This is a genomic window from Streptomyces sp. NPDC056600, assembly GCF_042792855.1.
In the GTDB taxonomy this organism is placed as follows: Bacteria; Actinomycetota; Actinomycetes; order Streptomycetales; family Streptomycetaceae; genus Streptomyces.
Map to the genome: position 1 here is coordinate 1 of NZ_JBHTVQ010000092.1, position 15,688 is coordinate 15,688.

Annotated in this window: 15 protein-coding genes; 10 read left to right on the forward strand and 5 right to left on the reverse strand. The window is 72.0% G+C overall.

Going from position 1 to position 15,688, the window contains the following annotated elements; all coding sequences use genetic code 11:
• Window positions 1-52: 52 nt before the first annotated feature.
• The gene (locus ACFRAV_RS29375; protein ID WP_382560035.1) at window positions 53-886 is read right to left on the reverse strand and encodes an alpha/beta fold hydrolase; all 834 of its coding nucleotides are present in this window, start codon (window positions 884-886) and stop codon (window positions 53-55) included.
• Window positions 887-1,000: 114 nt separating this feature from the next.
• On the opposite strand from ACFRAV_RS29375, the gene ACFRAV_RS29380 reads away from it, so the two are divergent.
• Complete coding sequence (locus ACFRAV_RS29380) at window positions 1,001-1,738, forward strand: GNAT family N-acetyltransferase (RefSeq protein WP_382560037.1); 738 nt, start codon at window positions 1,001-1,003, stop codon at window positions 1,736-1,738.
• Window positions 1,739-1,768: 30 nt separating this feature from the next.
• On the opposite strand, the gene ACFRAV_RS29385 is transcribed toward ACFRAV_RS29380, so the two are convergent.
• Complete coding sequence (locus tag ACFRAV_RS29385; protein WP_382560040.1) at window positions 1,769-2,881, reverse strand: PP2C family protein-serine/threonine phosphatase; 1,113 nt, start codon at window positions 2,879-2,881, stop codon at window positions 1,769-1,771.
• A 269-nt stretch (window positions 2,882-3,150) separates the two neighbouring features.
• Here ACFRAV_RS29385 and ACFRAV_RS29390 point away from each other — a divergent pair, with 269 nt between their 5' ends.
• The 3 genes from ACFRAV_RS29390 to ACFRAV_RS29400 all read left to right on the forward strand — a co-directional run bounded on the left by ACFRAV_RS29390 (window position 3,151) and on the right by ACFRAV_RS29400 (window position 6,045).
• Entirely contained in the window at window positions 3,151-3,840 is a 690-nt protein-coding gene (locus ACFRAV_RS29390) for a HEAT repeat domain-containing protein (protein ID WP_382560043.1), read from the forward strand.
• A complete protein-coding gene (locus ACFRAV_RS29395) occupies window positions 3,827-4,831 on the forward strand; it encodes a HEAT repeat domain-containing protein (protein ID WP_382560076.1) in 1,005 nt (334 codons plus the stop codon). The genes ACFRAV_RS29390 and ACFRAV_RS29395 overlap by 14 nt, the downstream gene beginning before the upstream one ends.
• A 110-nt stretch (window positions 4,832-4,941) precedes the next feature.
• Complete coding sequence (locus tag ACFRAV_RS29400) at window positions 4,942-6,045, forward strand: hypothetical protein (protein WP_382560045.1); 1,104 nt, start codon at window positions 4,942-4,944, stop codon at window positions 6,043-6,045.
• A 22-nt stretch (window positions 6,046-6,067) separates the two neighbouring features.
• Here the strand turns inward: ACFRAV_RS29400 and ACFRAV_RS29405 are convergent, their stop codons facing one another.
• Both ACFRAV_RS29405 and ACFRAV_RS29410 read right to left on the reverse strand, forming a co-directional pair.
• Window positions 6,068-7,039: a hypothetical protein gene (locus ACFRAV_RS29405; RefSeq protein ID WP_382560048.1), complete on the reverse strand. Its 972-nt coding sequence runs from the start codon at window positions 7,037-7,039 to the stop codon at window positions 6,068-6,070.
• A gap of 138 nt (window positions 7,040-7,177) precedes the next feature.
• The gene (locus ACFRAV_RS29410) at window positions 7,178-7,612 is read right to left on the reverse strand and encodes a hypothetical protein (RefSeq protein ID WP_382560051.1); all 435 of its coding nucleotides are present in this window, start codon (window positions 7,610-7,612) and stop codon (window positions 7,178-7,180) included.
• A gap of 195 nt (window positions 7,613-7,807) precedes the next feature.
• On the opposite strand from ACFRAV_RS29410, the gene ACFRAV_RS29415 reads away from it, so the two are divergent.
• The 4 genes from ACFRAV_RS29415 to ACFRAV_RS29430 all read left to right on the forward strand — a co-directional run bounded on the left by ACFRAV_RS29415 (window position 7,808) and on the right by ACFRAV_RS29430 (window position 11,785).
• Window positions 7,808-8,929, forward strand: coding sequence for a helix-turn-helix domain-containing protein (locus ACFRAV_RS29415; protein ID WP_382560053.1), 1,122 nt, complete (start codon window positions 7,808-7,810; stop codon window positions 8,927-8,929).
• 411 nt (window positions 8,930-9,340) lie between these two features.
• Window positions 9,341-9,736, forward strand: a complete 396-nt coding sequence (locus ACFRAV_RS29420) for a thiol-disulfide oxidoreductase DCC family protein (RefSeq protein WP_382560056.1) — start codon at window positions 9,341-9,343, stop codon at window positions 9,734-9,736.
• Between the two features lie 116 nt (window positions 9,737-9,852).
• Window positions 9,853-10,344, forward strand: a complete 492-nt coding sequence (locus tag ACFRAV_RS29425) for a hypothetical protein (RefSeq protein WP_382560059.1) — start codon at window positions 9,853-9,855, stop codon at window positions 10,342-10,344.
• 430 nt (window positions 10,345-10,774) lie between these two features.
• The gene (locus ACFRAV_RS29430; RefSeq protein ID WP_382560062.1) at window positions 10,775-11,785 is read left to right on the forward strand and encodes a quinone oxidoreductase family protein; all 1,011 of its coding nucleotides are present in this window, start codon (window positions 10,775-10,777) and stop codon (window positions 11,783-11,785) included.
• Window positions 11,786-12,280: 495 nt separating this feature from the next.
• Here ACFRAV_RS29430 and ACFRAV_RS29435 read toward each other — a convergent pair whose 3' ends face one another.
• The gene (locus ACFRAV_RS29435; RefSeq protein ID WP_382560064.1) at window positions 12,281-12,691 is read right to left on the reverse strand and encodes a Rid family hydrolase; all 411 of its coding nucleotides are present in this window, start codon (window positions 12,689-12,691) and stop codon (window positions 12,281-12,283) included.
• A gap of 76 nt (window positions 12,692-12,767) precedes the next feature.
• Here ACFRAV_RS29435 and ACFRAV_RS29440 point away from each other — a divergent pair, with 76 nt between their 5' ends.
• Window positions 12,768-13,142: a winged helix-turn-helix transcriptional regulator gene (locus tag ACFRAV_RS29440; protein ID WP_382560068.1), complete on the forward strand. Its 375-nt coding sequence runs from the start codon at window positions 12,768-12,770 to the stop codon at window positions 13,140-13,142.
• Window positions 13,143-13,745: 603 nt separating this feature from the next.
• Window positions 13,746-15,557 (forward strand): chitinase, encoded by a 1,812-nt coding sequence (locus ACFRAV_RS29445; protein WP_382560070.1) that lies wholly within the window; start codon window positions 13,746-13,748, stop codon window positions 15,555-15,557.
• The last annotated feature ends 131 nt before the right edge of the window (window positions 15,558-15,688 follow it).

The following is a 15,688-nucleotide window of genomic DNA, read 5'->3' on the forward strand; positions in this document are numbered from 1 at the left end:
GTGTATAAGAGACAGGGAGCACCTCCGGGCGGGGCGCGGCGCGCTGCAGGGCCTACCGACCCGGCTCCCGCCCCTGTGCTGCCAGCGTCTTGCGCAAGGTCTCGGCGAACTCCGCGGGCCGGGCGAGGAAGCCCCCGTGGTCACCGGGGAACTCGACCGGCGCGGTGTCCAGAAGCCGGGCCAGCGCGAGGGAGACGGGGTACGTGCTCAGGCCCCGTGAGCCGGCGCCGACACCGACCACCACGCCGGCCCCGCCGGCCCTCAGCGCGGCGACGTCGGGCAGGTAGCGGGTGGTGTGACGCAGCTCGTGCGCGAAGAAACGGGCACTGTTGGCGAGGTCCTGCTCCGAGGGCTGCTGCCGCGGACCCGGCGCCCCGTCGCCCTCACCGCCGACGTCGAAACCGGCGGTGACCATGAACTTCCTCCAAGCCGCCCCCACACCGTGCTCGTGGAACGTGTCGACGATGTCGTCGGTCGCCGCCCGCTGCGCCTCGGCCTGCGGATGCAGCTCGAGCAGGGGAGGCTCGTGGGCGACGAGCGTGCGCACCCGCTTGGGATGCCGCTCGGCCAGGGCGAGCCCCGTGACCGCGCCGCCGCTGCTGCCGAAGACGTCCGCGTCCGGCGCCCCGAGCGCGTCCAGGAGCGCGGCCACGTCGTCCGCCCGCAGCTGCGGCGTGGAGTCCTGGGCGGGGTCGTCGAGGGCGCTGCCGGAGATGCCTCGCGGATCGTGGGTGACCACCGTGTGGTCGCCCGCCAGGGCGTCGGCCAGCGGCGCGAAGGCCGCCGCGTCCATGGGCGAACCCATCACCAGCAGCAGCGGCCCGCTGCCGCGGACCTCGTAGCGCAGGCGTGCGCCGGGGACGTCGAGTGTGCGGACGGTGGTCATCACCGTGCTCCTTCCGGGAGAACCGGTCGACCGCGGCCGCGGCGACGGAAGGAGGACCGCCCCGGACACCGAAACTCGTCGCCCGGCTCCCCACCGATGTGCTAAACACATCGAATGATCTTGAAGGCCGTACGGGCGGACGCGCGCTCCTGGCAGGACGATCACCTGCGGGAGCTGTTCAGTGAGGGATTCCCGCAGTTCATCACCGCGGACCACCTGGTGAAGCAGTACATCGGCAGGGTCCGGGAGTTCTTCCCCGCCTTCGACCTGATGCTGGTGGACGAGAGGGACGTCCCCGTCGCCTGCGGCTGGGGCGTGCCCGTGCGCTGGGACGGGAGCCCACAGGACCTCCCCGGCGGCTACTCGCGGTCCCTGGTGCGCGCCGTCGAGGGGCACGAGGCGGGGGAGGAGCCCGACACCCTGGTGATCTGCGGCGCGATCGTCGCCCCCTCCCTCACGGGCCGGGGCCTCGCCGGACAGGTGCTGACGGCACTGCGCGCCGCGGCCGGGGAGGCGGGCCTGACCAGGGTGATCGCCCCGGTCCGACCGACGCTCAAGGCCCGCTATCCGCTCACCCCGATCGGAACCTTCGTCACGTGGTCCCGCGAGGACGGCCTGGCCCTGGACCCGTGGATCCGCACGCACCAGCGCCTGGGCGCCGTCGTCCTCCAGCCGGCGGAGGTCTCCCAGACGATGACCGGCACGGTCGCGGACTGGGAAGCCTGGACCGGCATGGCCTTCCCCGCCTCCGGCGCGTACGTCATCCCCGACGGCCTCGCTCCGCTGCACGTCGACCGGTCGGCGGACCAAGGCCTCTACCAGGAGCCGAACGTGTGGATGCGGCACGTCTGAGCCGCCGGCGCACCGGCCGGCCGCCGGGCCTCAGGCGACGTGACTGCCACCGGGCATGAGATCCGCCAGGGACCGCTGGCGCACGGCCAGGAGGGCGACGTCGTCGGTGACATGACCGTGGGTGTGCTCACTCAGGGCGTCGAGCAGCAGTCCGAGGAGGTCGGCGGGAGCGACACCCTCCGGACGCCGGGCGGCTAGGCCCTCCAGCCAGGACCGCAGGGGGAAGAACTCGCCGGCCCCGTTGCGCGCCTCGGTCACACCGTCGGTGACCAGCAGCACCGTCTCCTGCGGCTCCAGCGGCAGCCGGCGGACGGCGGGGGTGCCGCCGACCAGTCCGGCCATGCCGACCGGGGCGCCCTCCTGCTGCGGCAGCTGCCGCACACCGCGCGGGCCGATCACATAGGGCCCGTCATGCCCGAAGTTGACCACCTCGACCGTGTTCGGTTCCGTGTCCGGGAAGGCGAGGACGACGGCGGTCGCGAACCGCTCGCCCTCGTCGCCGACGGCCTGCCGCAGCAGGTTGTGCCGCCACAACCCGTTCTCCATGCGCTGCGCGACGACGTCCAGGTCCCGCTCGTAGTAGCCGGCCTCGCGGAAGGCGCCCGTGACCGCACCGGCCGTCGACACCGCCGGCAAACCCTTGCCCTGCACGTCGCCCAGCAACACACGAGCCCCGAACGGGGTGGCCAGCACGTCGTAGAAGTCGCCGCCGACCCGGGCCTCGACGTCCGCCGCCCGGTAGCGGGCCGCGGACTCCACCCCGCCCCAGTCGGGCGGAATGGGGCGCAGGACGACCTCCCGGGTGGCCTCCGCGGAGCTCTGCAGATGTCGCACGTAGGCGTGGGCCTGCGATCTGAGCACCGCGATCAGCAGCGCCAGCAACGACGCCGTGATCTCCAGGACGAAGTCCTCCGTCCGGATGACCACATCGGGATGGGTGACGTCGATGTAGCGGTTGAGCACCACCACGAACACCCCGAACATCAGGGTGACGACAGGTGAGCAGACCCCCGCCGCCAGCAGCGGCACCATCAGCAGCCAGTTCACGATGCGGATGGACGGGCCGAGCTCACCGACGACGACGATGACGACCAGAGCGCTGGTGGGAATCACCCACGCCGCCCGGTCGAAGCGCGTCAGCAAGGGCTCGCGCCTCCCTTGCGAGGCGATCGGACGACGTCGCGAATTCCAGATCACCGGCCCAGTCTCCCTCCGCCCCCCACCCCCCGGCGGCATCACGCGCCCACACCCCCCACCTTTCACACCAACCCCCGCCACCGGCGCCGGCTCGCCCCTCCCTCGCCCCGCACCGCTTGACCTTGACACGCTGACAAGCCCTTCACTGTCCCGAGGAGCCCCGCGACGCCCCTGCCCCGCCCCCGTCCCTTCCCGCCCCCGAGGAGCTGGTCCCCATGACCACGACAGACCACGACCCGCACGCGACCGGTGCGCTCCGCGCACTGGCGGACCACCGCGCCTCCGTCCGGCTCCGGGCCGCCCTGACGATCGGCACGACCCCCGACCCCCGCACCGTCGACGCCCTGGTCGAGCGGTGCGCCGTCGAGCCCGAGTTCTTCGTCCGCGACATGCTCACCTGGGCGCTCACCCGCCACCCGGCGCACCTGACCCTCCCCGCCCTGCTCCGCGAGGTCGGCTCCGAGCGCCCGCAGGCCCGCAGTCAGGCCCTGCACACCCTCTCCAAGATCGGCGACCGGCAGGCATGGCCCGCGATCACCCGCACCCTGCTGGGCGACCCCGACGACGAGGTCGCCACCAGCGCGTGGCGCGCAGCCGTCGTCCTCGTGCCCCCGGGGGAGGAGCCCCACCTGGCCACCGCGCTGGCCACCCAACTCGGCCGCGGCGGACACGCCACCCGGCTCAGCCTCAGCCAGGCCCTGACCGCCCTGGGCGACGCGGCCGTACCGGTCCTGCACACCGCGACGTCCGCCGACGCCCCCCACGTCCGGGCACACGCGCTCGCCGCACAACGACTGCTGCACGACCCCGACGCCGGTTTCGCCTCGGCGATCGAGGAGGCCAAGCGCGTCAACGCCCTCACCGGCGCCCCCGTGACGGACGATGAGCACCGTGCTGATCGGTGACGTCTCGAAAAGATCCGGCGTCAGTGCCCGCATGCTCCGGCACTACGAGTCCCTCGGCCTCGTCCGGCCCTCGGCCCGCACGAGCTCCGGCTACCGCGAGTACTCCGAGGAGGACATCCGGCGCATCTTCCACATCGAGAGCCTGCGCTCCCTCGGCCTGCCCCTCCGCGACATCGGGCGCGCCCTCGACGACCCCGCCTTCCGGCCCACCGCCCTGGTCGGCGACCTCATCCGCCGCACCCGCGACCGCATCGCCGCCGAGACCGAGCTGCTCACCCGCCTGCGCCGGATCGAGGCCGCGGACGCCGCCGACTGGCAGGACGTCCTCCAGGTCGTCTCCCTCCTGCAGGCCCTCGGCTCCCAGAGCGCCCACACCCGCCAACGCGCCGCCCTCGCCTCCGGCGCCGGCTCCACCGTCCCGACCGAGGCACTGGTCGAGGCGGCCCTGCACGAGACGGACCCCCACGTCGCCGGCGCCCTGCGCTGGGCCCTGGCCCGCTCGGGCGACAGCGCCGCCCCCCTGCTCGCCGAGGGCCTGACCTCCCCGACGGCCGCCGTGCGGGAACGAGCCGCCCAGTGCCTCGCCGCCCTGCCCGGCGACATGGCCACCACCCTGCTGCGCGGCGCCCTCACCCACCCCGACACCGCGGTCCGCAGCCGCGCGGCCCTGGCCCTCGGAACACGCGGCGTGGCGGACGCGGTACCCGCCCTCCTCGACCTGATCACAGCGGGACGCAACGACATCGACGCCGCCGACGCCCTCACCAGCCTGGCCGACGACCCCCGCCACACCGACCCCATCGCGACCGCCCTCGTCGACCGCCTCACCCACCCCGACACCGAACCCCCCGCCCGCGGCCGCCTCACCCAGGCCCTGGCCTCCATCCCCGGCCCGACCGCGTCCCGCGCCCTCACCACCCTCGCCCGCGACCAGGACCCCGCAGTGGCCCTGACCGCCACCTACCTCCTCCACCTCCGCACCGCACCCTGACCGCGCGGCGTGAAAGGGGGCGCCCCCGGTCACCGGACGCCTCCGCCCAGGCCGGGCAGGGACACCAGGGCGGTCGACCGTATGTCCGACCATCCCTCTAAGGTGTGCCGGTGATCTTCAACAGGAAGAAGAAGGGCGCCGATCTCGGCGCACTCGTGTCCGAGCTCGAGCAGGCCGTCGGCGCCCGTGACGGGGCCCGCACCGAGCAGGTGTTCGCCGCCGTCATGGGTGGCGCTCTGCAGCAGGCCACGCCCAGCGAACTCACCGCCGCAGGCCCGCGGTTGGCCGCGCTGCTGCCCGCCTTCCCGCCCGTCGGGCCGCGCCCCTACCTGGCGCACGCCGCCGGCTTCTGCGTGGAACGCGGCGCCGAACCGCTCGCCTGCGCGGAGCCGATACTCGACGCCGTCCGCAAGGACCTGGCCGACGCCCTGGAGTTCGCCCGGCGGTGGACCGCCGCCGGGGCGACAGGCGACGAACTCCCGGCGCCCGACGAGGAGAGCATCGACGACGCGCTCCTCGCCAGGGTGCGCGGGAGCGGCGGCGGCAAGGACGACGAGGACGAACACTACGAGGCGCTGCGGCTGGCCCTCGCCTGGTGCGCCGCCGAGAACTGGCAGCCGCCCGCCCTGGCCGTGCTGCTCCGCGACGCGGAGGTGCGCAGGCGGTACGCGCCCGCGCTGCTCTCCGTCTGCCTCGAACTCGCTGAGCTCCAGCGGCACGACCTCAAGTGCCTGCACTACGCGCTGGCCGTCCTGGACGACGAGCCGCTGATCGTGCTGCACCGGCCCACCGGCAAGGGCTTCGCGGTCCGCATCGGCGGCATCGGCGACAACTTCCAGCTGCACACCCTGCTCGCCCACGTGCTCATCGGCGGCGGCCACGTGCCCGGCACCGCGCCGTCCGCCACGAGCGTCCGCCTGGCCACGGATCCGGCGCCCGCCCAGGGAATCACCGACACCGTCGCGACCGGCGCCTTCGAGCTCCTCGCCCCTGACGGCGAGCGGATCTGGAACGAAGGCCTGCCCACCGACATACCCGTGGTGGACGGAAGCCGCCTCCTCGTCCTCGACGAGCCCTCGTACAGGCGCAGTTGGAACGCCGACCGGTTCTTCCCCGCCCTCCCGGGCACGGCCGAACTGACCGCCGTCCTCTCCGCCGACGAGACGCGGGCGTGGTTCGCCCGCACCTCGACCCCCACCGCCGCGGGAAGCTGACTTCGCCCCCGGGCGGGACGACCTAACCCGCGCGGCTCCCCAGCACCTGCTCGGCCTCCTTCGCCTCCCGGACGCGAAGGGAACGCCAGGCGTCCGCGTCCTCGACATGCCGGTCGAGCCAGTTCCGCTGGAGCGCGGCCAGACGGCCGTAGGCGCGCTCCAGATAGTCGGTGCGCCGCTTGCAGTCGAGGTCGGCGGCGACCGACGGATCCGTGGCGAGATCGGTGCCCTCGGGGAGCCCCTGCGCGAACCGCGCCGGGGTGGCGGCCTTGACGCCCCGGTCGGCCATGCACGTGCTCCAGTCCGCGTCGGCGGTGCGGAGGCTGGGATCGTCGGCCAGCGCCGCCGACGCGTCACGTTCGCCCTGGTCGAGGACGAGGCGGAGGTCGAGGTCGCGTCGGCGGGCGTCCTTGCCGCCGAGGAGACGGGTCTGGGCCTCGGCGAGGCAGCCGGTGGCCGGGCGCGTGACGCGGATGGCCCTGTTCTTGGCGGAGATCCGCTTCCCCGGGTCGCCGTACAGGGCCAGGTCGAAGGCCTTGCCACGCCGGCGCTCGGCCGGGGGACGCTGCGAGCCCGCCGCAGCCTCCCCGTCGGAGGGGCCGACGGACTCGATGCCGAAGTGCAGCTGGGTGGTGCCGGCCGTCTCCGAACCGGCCGGCGCCGGGTCGGGAGCCTTGTCGTACCGGACACCCCGATCGGTCATGCAGGCGGCGATCAGCGACTGCTCCGCGCGATGGGCCTTGCGGGCCGCGTCGGGGGAGGAGTTCAGCAACGCCTGCAGCGGCAGGGAGTTCCGCAGCGCGGTCAGCTCGGCGGAGTCCGCGGGACGCGTCGCCCCGGCGTCCTCGTCGTGACCGAGGCTCCAGCCGATCGTCGCCGCCAGCACCACCGGAGTGAGCACGAGGAGGAAGACGCCGGCCTTACGGCGTGACCGCGCACGCGGGCCCGGCGGCTGCTGGTCGGACGGTCCGGTGGGTGAACTCGTCGGTGGCATGAGGCGTCCTCCGGGCGTGCTGACGACGTGCGGGTCCGGTCGTGCGGATGAATCGGGGCCGTGCGGCGGCACACGCCCGGCGGGAGCGGCGGCGGCCTGTCGGCCCCGCCACCGCCGCTCCCGCCGGGCAGCCGACCGTCAGTAGCAGGAGATGGTCGTGGTGCCCCGCAGCTGGAGCGAGCTGGCCTGGTTCTGGTGGGCGGTGGGCAGGTAGTCCACGTACGAACCCGGGTTCACGCAGAACACGAAGCCGCTGTAGCCGGTGCCGTTGTAGTAGTGGCTCTCCAGACCGGAGCTGGAGGAGTTGCTCGCGGACACCGTGTTGTTGTTCGCGCTGAGACCGGCGCCCGCGCGGGTGGTGAGCTGGTTGAACGTGTCGCCCGCGAAGTTGCTGTCGGAGTTGTAGTACGAGTGGCGCGCGGAGTTGTTGATGCCCAGGTAGAAGATGCAGTGGTACCCGGACGCACAGTTCGGGCCGGCCGAGGCAGGGGCGGCGGTGAGCATTCCCGCGGAGGCCGCCAGTGCGGCCGTGGCGGCGCCGAACGCCAGCTTCTTGCGCAGGCTCAGGCTCATGTCTGTCTCCTGTGGTGTGACGGATGGGTCGCCGCCCCGCCGGATCTCCGGCCCCGGTGAGTGACCCCCGGGCAGACCGGCTGGGCGAGCGAGGCCACTCTGCTGGGCGCGACGGACGTGACGCATGTGCCGTCGGCGCACAGTGATTGGCGGAGGGCGAACCGTTGTTTCCCTGACGCGCGTCATACGGATGTAATGGCGGGACAGCGCAAGGCGTGGGGTGCATCGCAATCGGGGGACCACAGGGGGGACGTTGTGCGCACCAAGTTCGATCTCGAGGCTTTGCCATGCCCTGAACGGGCGGACGCGTGGGAGGAGGCCGTCAGCCGGACCGTGCTTCCGGTGACCTGCCGCTTCCTCGACCCCGAGGACCACCGGGGCCGCCTGGCCTCCATGCCGCTGGGCTGCGGGGAGCTGACCGAGGCCACCTACAGCGCGATGACGGTGGGGCGTTGCCGCCGCTTGATCCGGCGCGACGATCCGGAGGTGTACGAGCTGGTCCTGGTCACCCATGGCGGCCAAGGCGTCGAGCAGCAGCGCAGACAGGCCCAGGTGAGGCCCGGCGAGATGGTGCTGTGCGACTCCTCCCTGCCGTTCACGGCCCGCACCGCCGTCACGTCCAGCCTCTCGGGTGCGCTGATACTGCGCCTTCCCCATCAGCTCGTCCGGCTTCCGCGCTCCCGGCTGAAGGACCTGCTGGCGGTGCCGCTGCCCGTGACCTCCGGACTGGGAAAGGTCCTCGCGGGCCTGCTCCGCGGCCTGGTGGACGAGTACACCTCCCTCTCTCCCCACGACGTGACCCGCACGGGCCAGAGCGCGGTGGACCTGGCCGGCGCGGTGCTGGGTCACTTCACCGACACGGACGCCCGGCTGGCGCCGGATTCGCAGCGCAGGGTGCTCTTCATGAAGTGCGCCGCGCTGGTGGAGCGGCACCTCGCCGACCCGTCGCTCTCTCCGGCCGCGGTGGCGCGAGCACTGGGCATCTCAGTGCGCTACCTGCAACTGGTCTTCCAGGACCAGGGCACCACACCGTCGACCTTCATCCTCGAACGCCGCCTCGCACGCTGCCGCCGCGACCTGGCGGACCCGGCACTCCACTCGGTCCCGGTGCACGCGATCGGAGCCCGCTGGGGCTTCCCGCGCTCCTCGGAGTTCAGCCGCGCCTTCCGCAGGCGCGAGGGAGTGCCGCCCGGCGGCTACCGGATGCTGGTCGGGGGAAGCGGACCGCAGGCGACCGGCGACGGCGACGCCTCACCCCCGAGACGCGGCGGTGCCGGATCCGCGGGCGACATGAGGATCGATCCCGTACGCGCCTGACCGCCCGAGCCGACTGTTCCCTCGGCCACCCGCCGGGCCCCACCCCAGGCCGCCGACCGACCGAAACCCGCTGCTGGTTCGCTGTCCCACCGGGGGTCGCCGGGGTCCGGCGACAGCGAACCACCCAAGCCCCCGACCTGCCTCACTCCCGAGCGAGAACGACACCCTCTCCCGCCACTCCACACCGTCGTGCACCACCGACTCGACCGACGCGACACGAGACGTGAACGGGACTCTTCCGGCACCGTCGGCCTCGATCTCCTCCAGGACACCATCCATCTGCCCCGCCGGCCCCCCGAATCGCCTCGGTACGTGCAGCCGCTGTGTCCGAGGGCCCGCAGCGGCGTATCCGAGGTAGCGTCGGCATGTCAGCTTCACAGTGACCGCGGCAGCATGAGAGGTGAGGAACCCGTGCGGAGCCGGCCTGTGCTGGTCTACGACGCAGACTGCGGTTTCTGCAGCGCCTCGGTACGCCTCGCCGAGCGACTGCTCCACCCCCGGTGCACCACGACACCGCGGCAGTCCGCAGATCTGGACGCGCTCGGGGTCACCCAGGAACGCGCCGAGCACGAAGCCCTGTGGGTGACCCCGACGGGCACCGTGTACGGCGGCTCCCAAACCGTCGCCAAACTCCTCCTGAGCGCACGAGGCGCCTGGCCGGTGCTGGGAGCACTGCTCATGCTGCCCCCGGTACGGTGGGTCGCCCACCTCGTGTACCGGTGGGTGGCGAACAACCGCTCCCGGCTGCCCGGCAGCACGGCGGCCTGCTCCCCGACACTCCCACGCCCCGCGGACCGCACGGACTGAGCAGGGGAGGACCGTCCTGACACCGCACCACTTCGCGACAATCTTCGCCTCCTCGAGCGGCAGCCGCTGCCCTCCAAGCTCGACAGGGGCAACCCGTGACTGGGGGGAGAACGAGGATGAGCCAACTGCGTCTGACTTGGAACCTGTCCGGACAGGGGTGGGCGGATTGCACGGTCAGCGACGACCAGGGTGAAGCCGTAGTCATGGCCTCGTACATCACCACCGCTCCTGAAGATCTCTTGACGGCGGTGGCACGTCTGCTGGCCGGCCAGAGCGAGTGCCGGGCACAGTTCGACGCCGAACCCACCGCCTTCCGCTGGATCTTCCACCGCGACGGCACCACCGTGCGGATCCGCCTGCTGCAACTGGCCCGCGGCAGCGACCAGGACAACAGGGGGACCGAGATCTGGTCCAGCCGGCAGGACGTCGACGTCGTCGCGCGAGCAGTGATCCGATGCTTCGACCAGGTCGTGTGGGAGCACGGCGAGAGCGCCTACCGCAGTACGTGGGGTGAGCACTTCCCTCGCACACAACTGGAGGCCCTCAGAACTGTGTGGCGTGAGCATCGGGGTGATCGCTCTTCGTCGACGCAGCCCCAGGCCCATTGAGGGCGGACGCTGAAGGGTGCGGCCAGTGGCCAGCCAGGTGCCGGGCTGCCCGGCGGAGGCGGCCGGCGACGCCGTGGTGCGAGCCCACTTCACCCCCGGAGCGGCGAGTGCTCGAGCTGCTTCTCGACCGGCCCATTTGTCCGGTCTTTCCGGCGCAGGCTTGCCAGTCATCCGCTCAGTTCGACGGTCACCGGCACCTCCTGACCGCCGACCGTAAGCTGCTCGCTTTGTGAGGCCTTCTGGGCATGGGCTGATCATCGGCGCGCATGCTCACACCGTCTTCTTCACACCCCCGACCCGGCTACCTCCCCCACCATGACGGACACCCGGATCGGGTGTCGGCAGGTGGTTGGGGGTGGCTGCGGGGCGGTGCGGTGGGCTGGTGTGCTTGTTGGGAATTCAGATCTCGGTCAGCGGTGTTGGTGGGGGCATGAGAGCGATTCAGGTGTCCGAGGTGGGTGGTCCCGAGGTGCTGCGGGAGGCCGAGGTGGACCAACCGCGGCCGGGTCCGGGCGAGGCGGTTGTGGAGGTTGCCGCGTCCGGGGTCAACTTCCTCGACGTCTACCACCGTGAAGGGCGGTACAGCCTCCCGTTGCCGTTCACTCCAGGCGCTGAGGGCGCCGGAACGGTCGTCGAGGTTGGGCCCGGCGTCGCCGGCGTGGCGGTCGGGGACCGGGTCGGTTGGGTGGAGATACCCGGCACGTATGCCGAGCGGGCCGTCGTGGACTCCTCCCGGCTGGTGCCGCTGCCCGACGATATCGGCTTCGAGACTGCCGCCGCCGTGCTCCTCCAAGGCATGACCGCGCACTATCTCGTCAAGGACGCCTACCCGGTGCAGAAGGGCGAGACGGTGCTCGTGCATGCGGCCGCCGGTGGCATGGGGCTGCTTCTGACCCAGCTCGTCACCCATCTCGGTGGCAGGGTGATCGGCACGACGTCGACCACGGCGAAGGCCGAGCTGGCGAAGCGTGCCGGGGCCGCTGAGGTGATCCTTTCCTCCGCGGTCGACGATCTCGCTGCCGAGGTGAGGCGGCTCAACAGCGGTCAGGGACTGCCGGTGGTCTTCGACGGGGTCGGCGCGCACACCTTCGATGCGAGCCTCGCGAGTCTGCGACCCCGTGGGCATCTCGTGCTCTTCGGTGCGGCAAGTGGTGCCGTGGCGCCGTTCGATCCGATGCGGCTCGCCCAGGGCGGCTCGCTGACCCTGATCCGGCCCAGCCTCGGGGATTTCATCGCCGATCGGTCCGAACTGCTCCGACGGGCCGCCGATGTGTTCGATTGGGTGCGTTCCAAGGCGCTGGAGGTCGCCGTGACGGGCCGCTACGTGTTGTCCGAGGCCGCGCAGGCCCACAGTGATCTGGAGGCCCGGCGTACCACCGGCAAGCTGCTCCTCGTGCCTGATGCAGCCGCGATCGGACGCCGTGGGGAGAGGCGGAGGTGATCGCGGGTGCCGATGTCGGACCGCCGACTGCGACAGGGGGGACACACCGATCACGGTCAGGACGGCCCGAGCGCCGAGCAGGTGCCGCCGTTGCGCAACGCAGGCCGTGGTTCCCCCTTCTCCGGGCCGGGTTCCCGGGGTGGTACGCCCATGCGGCCCGCCAGTAGGCCGGTGTGCAGGTGCGGTCCGCCTGCTGATGGCTGGGCCCGCCGCCGGCGGCCGGACGCGCGGGGCGGCGCCAGTGGGCCGGTGGGTTGAAGCCGCGCGGGGCGGTCGTCTTCCGCCCGCGTCACCTTCGCGGGCCGCCACCCGCACCTTCCGACCGGCTACCGCATCGGACAGATGTCCGGTCGGGGCGGGAGATCGCCGGGGGTGTCGGCGGACGGCCGCAATCCGCGCCGTGCAGCCGTGTCCGGTCCGACCCGTTGGGCGAGCACGGCACTCGAACGTCGCCCCACCCGGTTTTGCGGCAACGTTGCCGTGGCCGTCGGGACGTCAGTCGAGAAGGGCGGTTGCCTCGACCTCGACGAGTACGTCCGGCTCGAAGAGGTGGGCGACACCGATGAGGGAGGCCGGGGGCATCGGGAGTTGCAGTCCGATCTCGTCGGCGACAGATTCGACGCCTGCCATGAACGCGGTGATCTTCCCCGGGCTCCACCCGGTCACGTAGAACGTCAGACGCAGTACGTCCGCGAACGACGCTCCCGCCCCTGCCAGGCCGATGGAGGTGTTGCGCAGCGCCTGGGCGACCTGGCCGGCCAGATCGCCTGGTGCGACCGGTGTCCCGTCGGCCCGGCGTGCGACCTGGCCGCTGACGTGGACGTGCCTGGTCCCGGTGCCCACGGCGACGTGGTGGTACGGGGCCGGCTGCAGCATGCCGTGCGGGGTGAAGTGTCGAACAGTCATGGCTCGCTCCTCCAGAAGTAGGTATCTGTAAGCTACTTAGTGGAAGAAGGACACTTCAACGAGACCAGGTTTCTCCATGGATACCGCCGACGAGGTCCGCATCGACGCACCGCATCGCGAACTGCTCGACCAGATCCTCGACAAGTGGTCGCTCAGCGTCCTCAACGAACTCTGCGAACGCCCGTGCCGTTTCAACGAACTGCGCCGCGCCATCCCTCAGGTCACGCAGAAGTCGCTGACCGCGACACTTCGGCGACTCGAACGCAACGGCGTGATCGAGCGCGAGGTCGTCTCCACCCGGCCCGTTGCGGTCCGGTACCGGATCACCCGTCTCGGCAAGTCGCTTCGGCACCCCATCGACGTGCTGCTGGCCTGGGCCTCGCAGAACCTGCCCGCCATCGAGCACGCACGCGAAACCTTCGACACGCGGGAAGAAGCCACCGCCCCCTAGAGCCCTTGCCGACCCCGCAGCGAGGGCTACGACGAACGAGGTGGACCACTCCGGCCGAGGGGTTCCGGCCGCCCAGGCGCACTGTGCCCGGGCGGCTCGCGAACTCCTGCCCAAGCGCGACGCACGGGCGTGATCCTTGTCCTCGCCGACCGGTGCCGTACACCGGCCAGGGCGGGGCGGTCGCGGCGGCAGCCGTAGACAGGCGCGTCGGGCTCTTCCCGGGCAACGCCGAGGCGGGCGCGGTGCCCGGGGGCGTCCGGCGGCCGCGTGGTAGCTGCTGCGGGTGCTGGACGACACGCGGCCCCGCGCCGCCGCTGGTGGCAGGCCCTCTTGGGCAGCCGGCCGCCAGCGGCCGGCACCTTGCACAGAGCACACCGGTGCCGGTACGCCACCTCCCCTCGCGGCCCTGTTCGGCGGCTGGCTGACGTGGGTGCGGTGGGTGCGGACGGGGAGGGCGTGGTTCCGGGCAGCCTGCGGAACGCACAGGGCTCTCCGCCCCCGGCCCGCCCTGTCCGGGCAAAGGTCTTGACCACTCAATTGGTCTGGACCATGCTGTGGCGCGCCCCACCCTCCAACCCCCGTCCCCCGCCCTCGGAGGCACCCGTGGACCGCACCAGACCCCTCACCCTGCTGCTGGCGGCCGCGCTCGCCGCCGGCGGACTCACAGCCCTCGCCCCCACTGCCCAGGCCGCCGATTCCGAGCTCGCCCGCAACGGCGGTTTCGAGGCCGGCCTGGACGGCTGGACCTGCACGGCCGGCAGCGGCATCACCGTCACCGCCCCCGTGCACAGCGGCACGAAGGCCCTGCAGGCCACCCCGGCCGGCAACGACAACGCCAAGTGCTCCCAGACCATCACCGTGAAACCGAACGCCACCTACACACTGAGCGGCTGGGTCCGCGGCGCCTACGTCTACCTCGGTGTCACCGGTACCGGCACCACCGACGGCTACGCGTGGACCCAGTCCGCCCCCGACTGGCAAAAGCTCACCAAGACCTTCACCACCGGCGCGAACACCACCTCTCTCACCCTCTACACCCACGGCTGGTACGGCACCGGCGCCTACCAGGCCGACGACCTTTCCCTCCTCGGGCCCGGCGGCAACCCTGTCGAGATCCCCGCCACCCCGACCGGCCTCACCGCCGGCACCCCGACCACCACCTCGGTGCCCCTCAGCTGGCCCGCCGTCGCGGGAGCCACCTCATACAAGGTCTACCGCAGCGGAAGCCTGCTCGGCACCACCACCGGCACCTCCTACACCGCCACCAACCTCAGCCCGAACACCGCGTACACCTTCCAGATCTCGGCAGCCAACGGCGCGGGCGAGTCCCCGAAATCCACGCCCGTGGCCGCCACCACGGCCGCCACGGGCGGCACAGGCGGCGGGACAGGCGGCGAACTGCCCGCCCGCGCCCTCGTCGGCTACCTCCACGCCAGCTTCGCCAACGGCTCCGGCTACACCCGCATGGCCGACGTACCCGACTCCTGGGACGTCATCAACCTCGCCTTCGGCGAGCCCACCTCGGCCACCTCCGGCGACATCCGCTTCAGCCTCTGCCCGGCCACCGAGTGCCCCGGCGTCGAGTCACCCGCCGACTTCAAGGCCGCCATCAAGGCCAAGCAGGCCGCCGGCAAGAAGGTCCTCATCTCCATCGGCGGCCAGAACGGCCAGGTCCAGCTCACCACCCCGGCCGCCCGCGACACCTTCGTCTCCTCCGTCTCGAAGATCATCGACGAATACGGGCTCGACGGCCTCGACATCGACTTCGAAGGCCATTCGCTCTCGCTCCAGACCGGCGACACCGACTTCCGCAACCCCACCACCCCGGTCGTCGTCCACCTCATCCAGGCCATCAAGACCCTCAAAGCCAAGTACGGCACCAAGTTCGTCCTGACGATGGCCCCGGAGACCTTCTTTGTCCAACTCGGCTACCAGTACTACGGCTCCGGCCCCTGGGGCGGCCAGGACCCACGCGCCGGCGCCTACCTGCCGGTCATCCACGCACTGCGCGACGACCTCACCCTGCTGCACGTCCAGGACTACAACTCCGGCTCCATCATGGGCCTGGACAACCAGTACCACTCCATGGGCGGCGCCGACTTCCACATCGCCATGACCGACATGCTGCTCACCGGCTTCCCCGTCGCCGGCAACACCGACCGCTTCTTCCCCGGCCTGCGCCCCGACCAGGTCGCCATCGGCCTCCCCGCCTCCACCCAGGCCGGCAACGGCCACACCAGCCCCGCCGAGGTCAACAAGGCCCTGGACTGTCTCACCAAGAAGCAGAACTGCGGCACCTACCAGACCCACGGCACCTGGTCGTCCCTGCGCGGCCTGATGACCTGGTCCATCAACTGGGACCGCTTCAACAACTGGGACTTCAGCCGCAACTTCGACGCCTACACCTGGAACTGACCACCCACCCGCGGGGGGGGGGCCCCCCCCCCCCCCCCCCCCCACACGCAGGCGGCAAACGGGCCGAGGCCCTTGCCCCCCCGGGCCCAGCGCAAAGCCCGCCGGACAACAGCCGCGCGGAAATGGCCCCC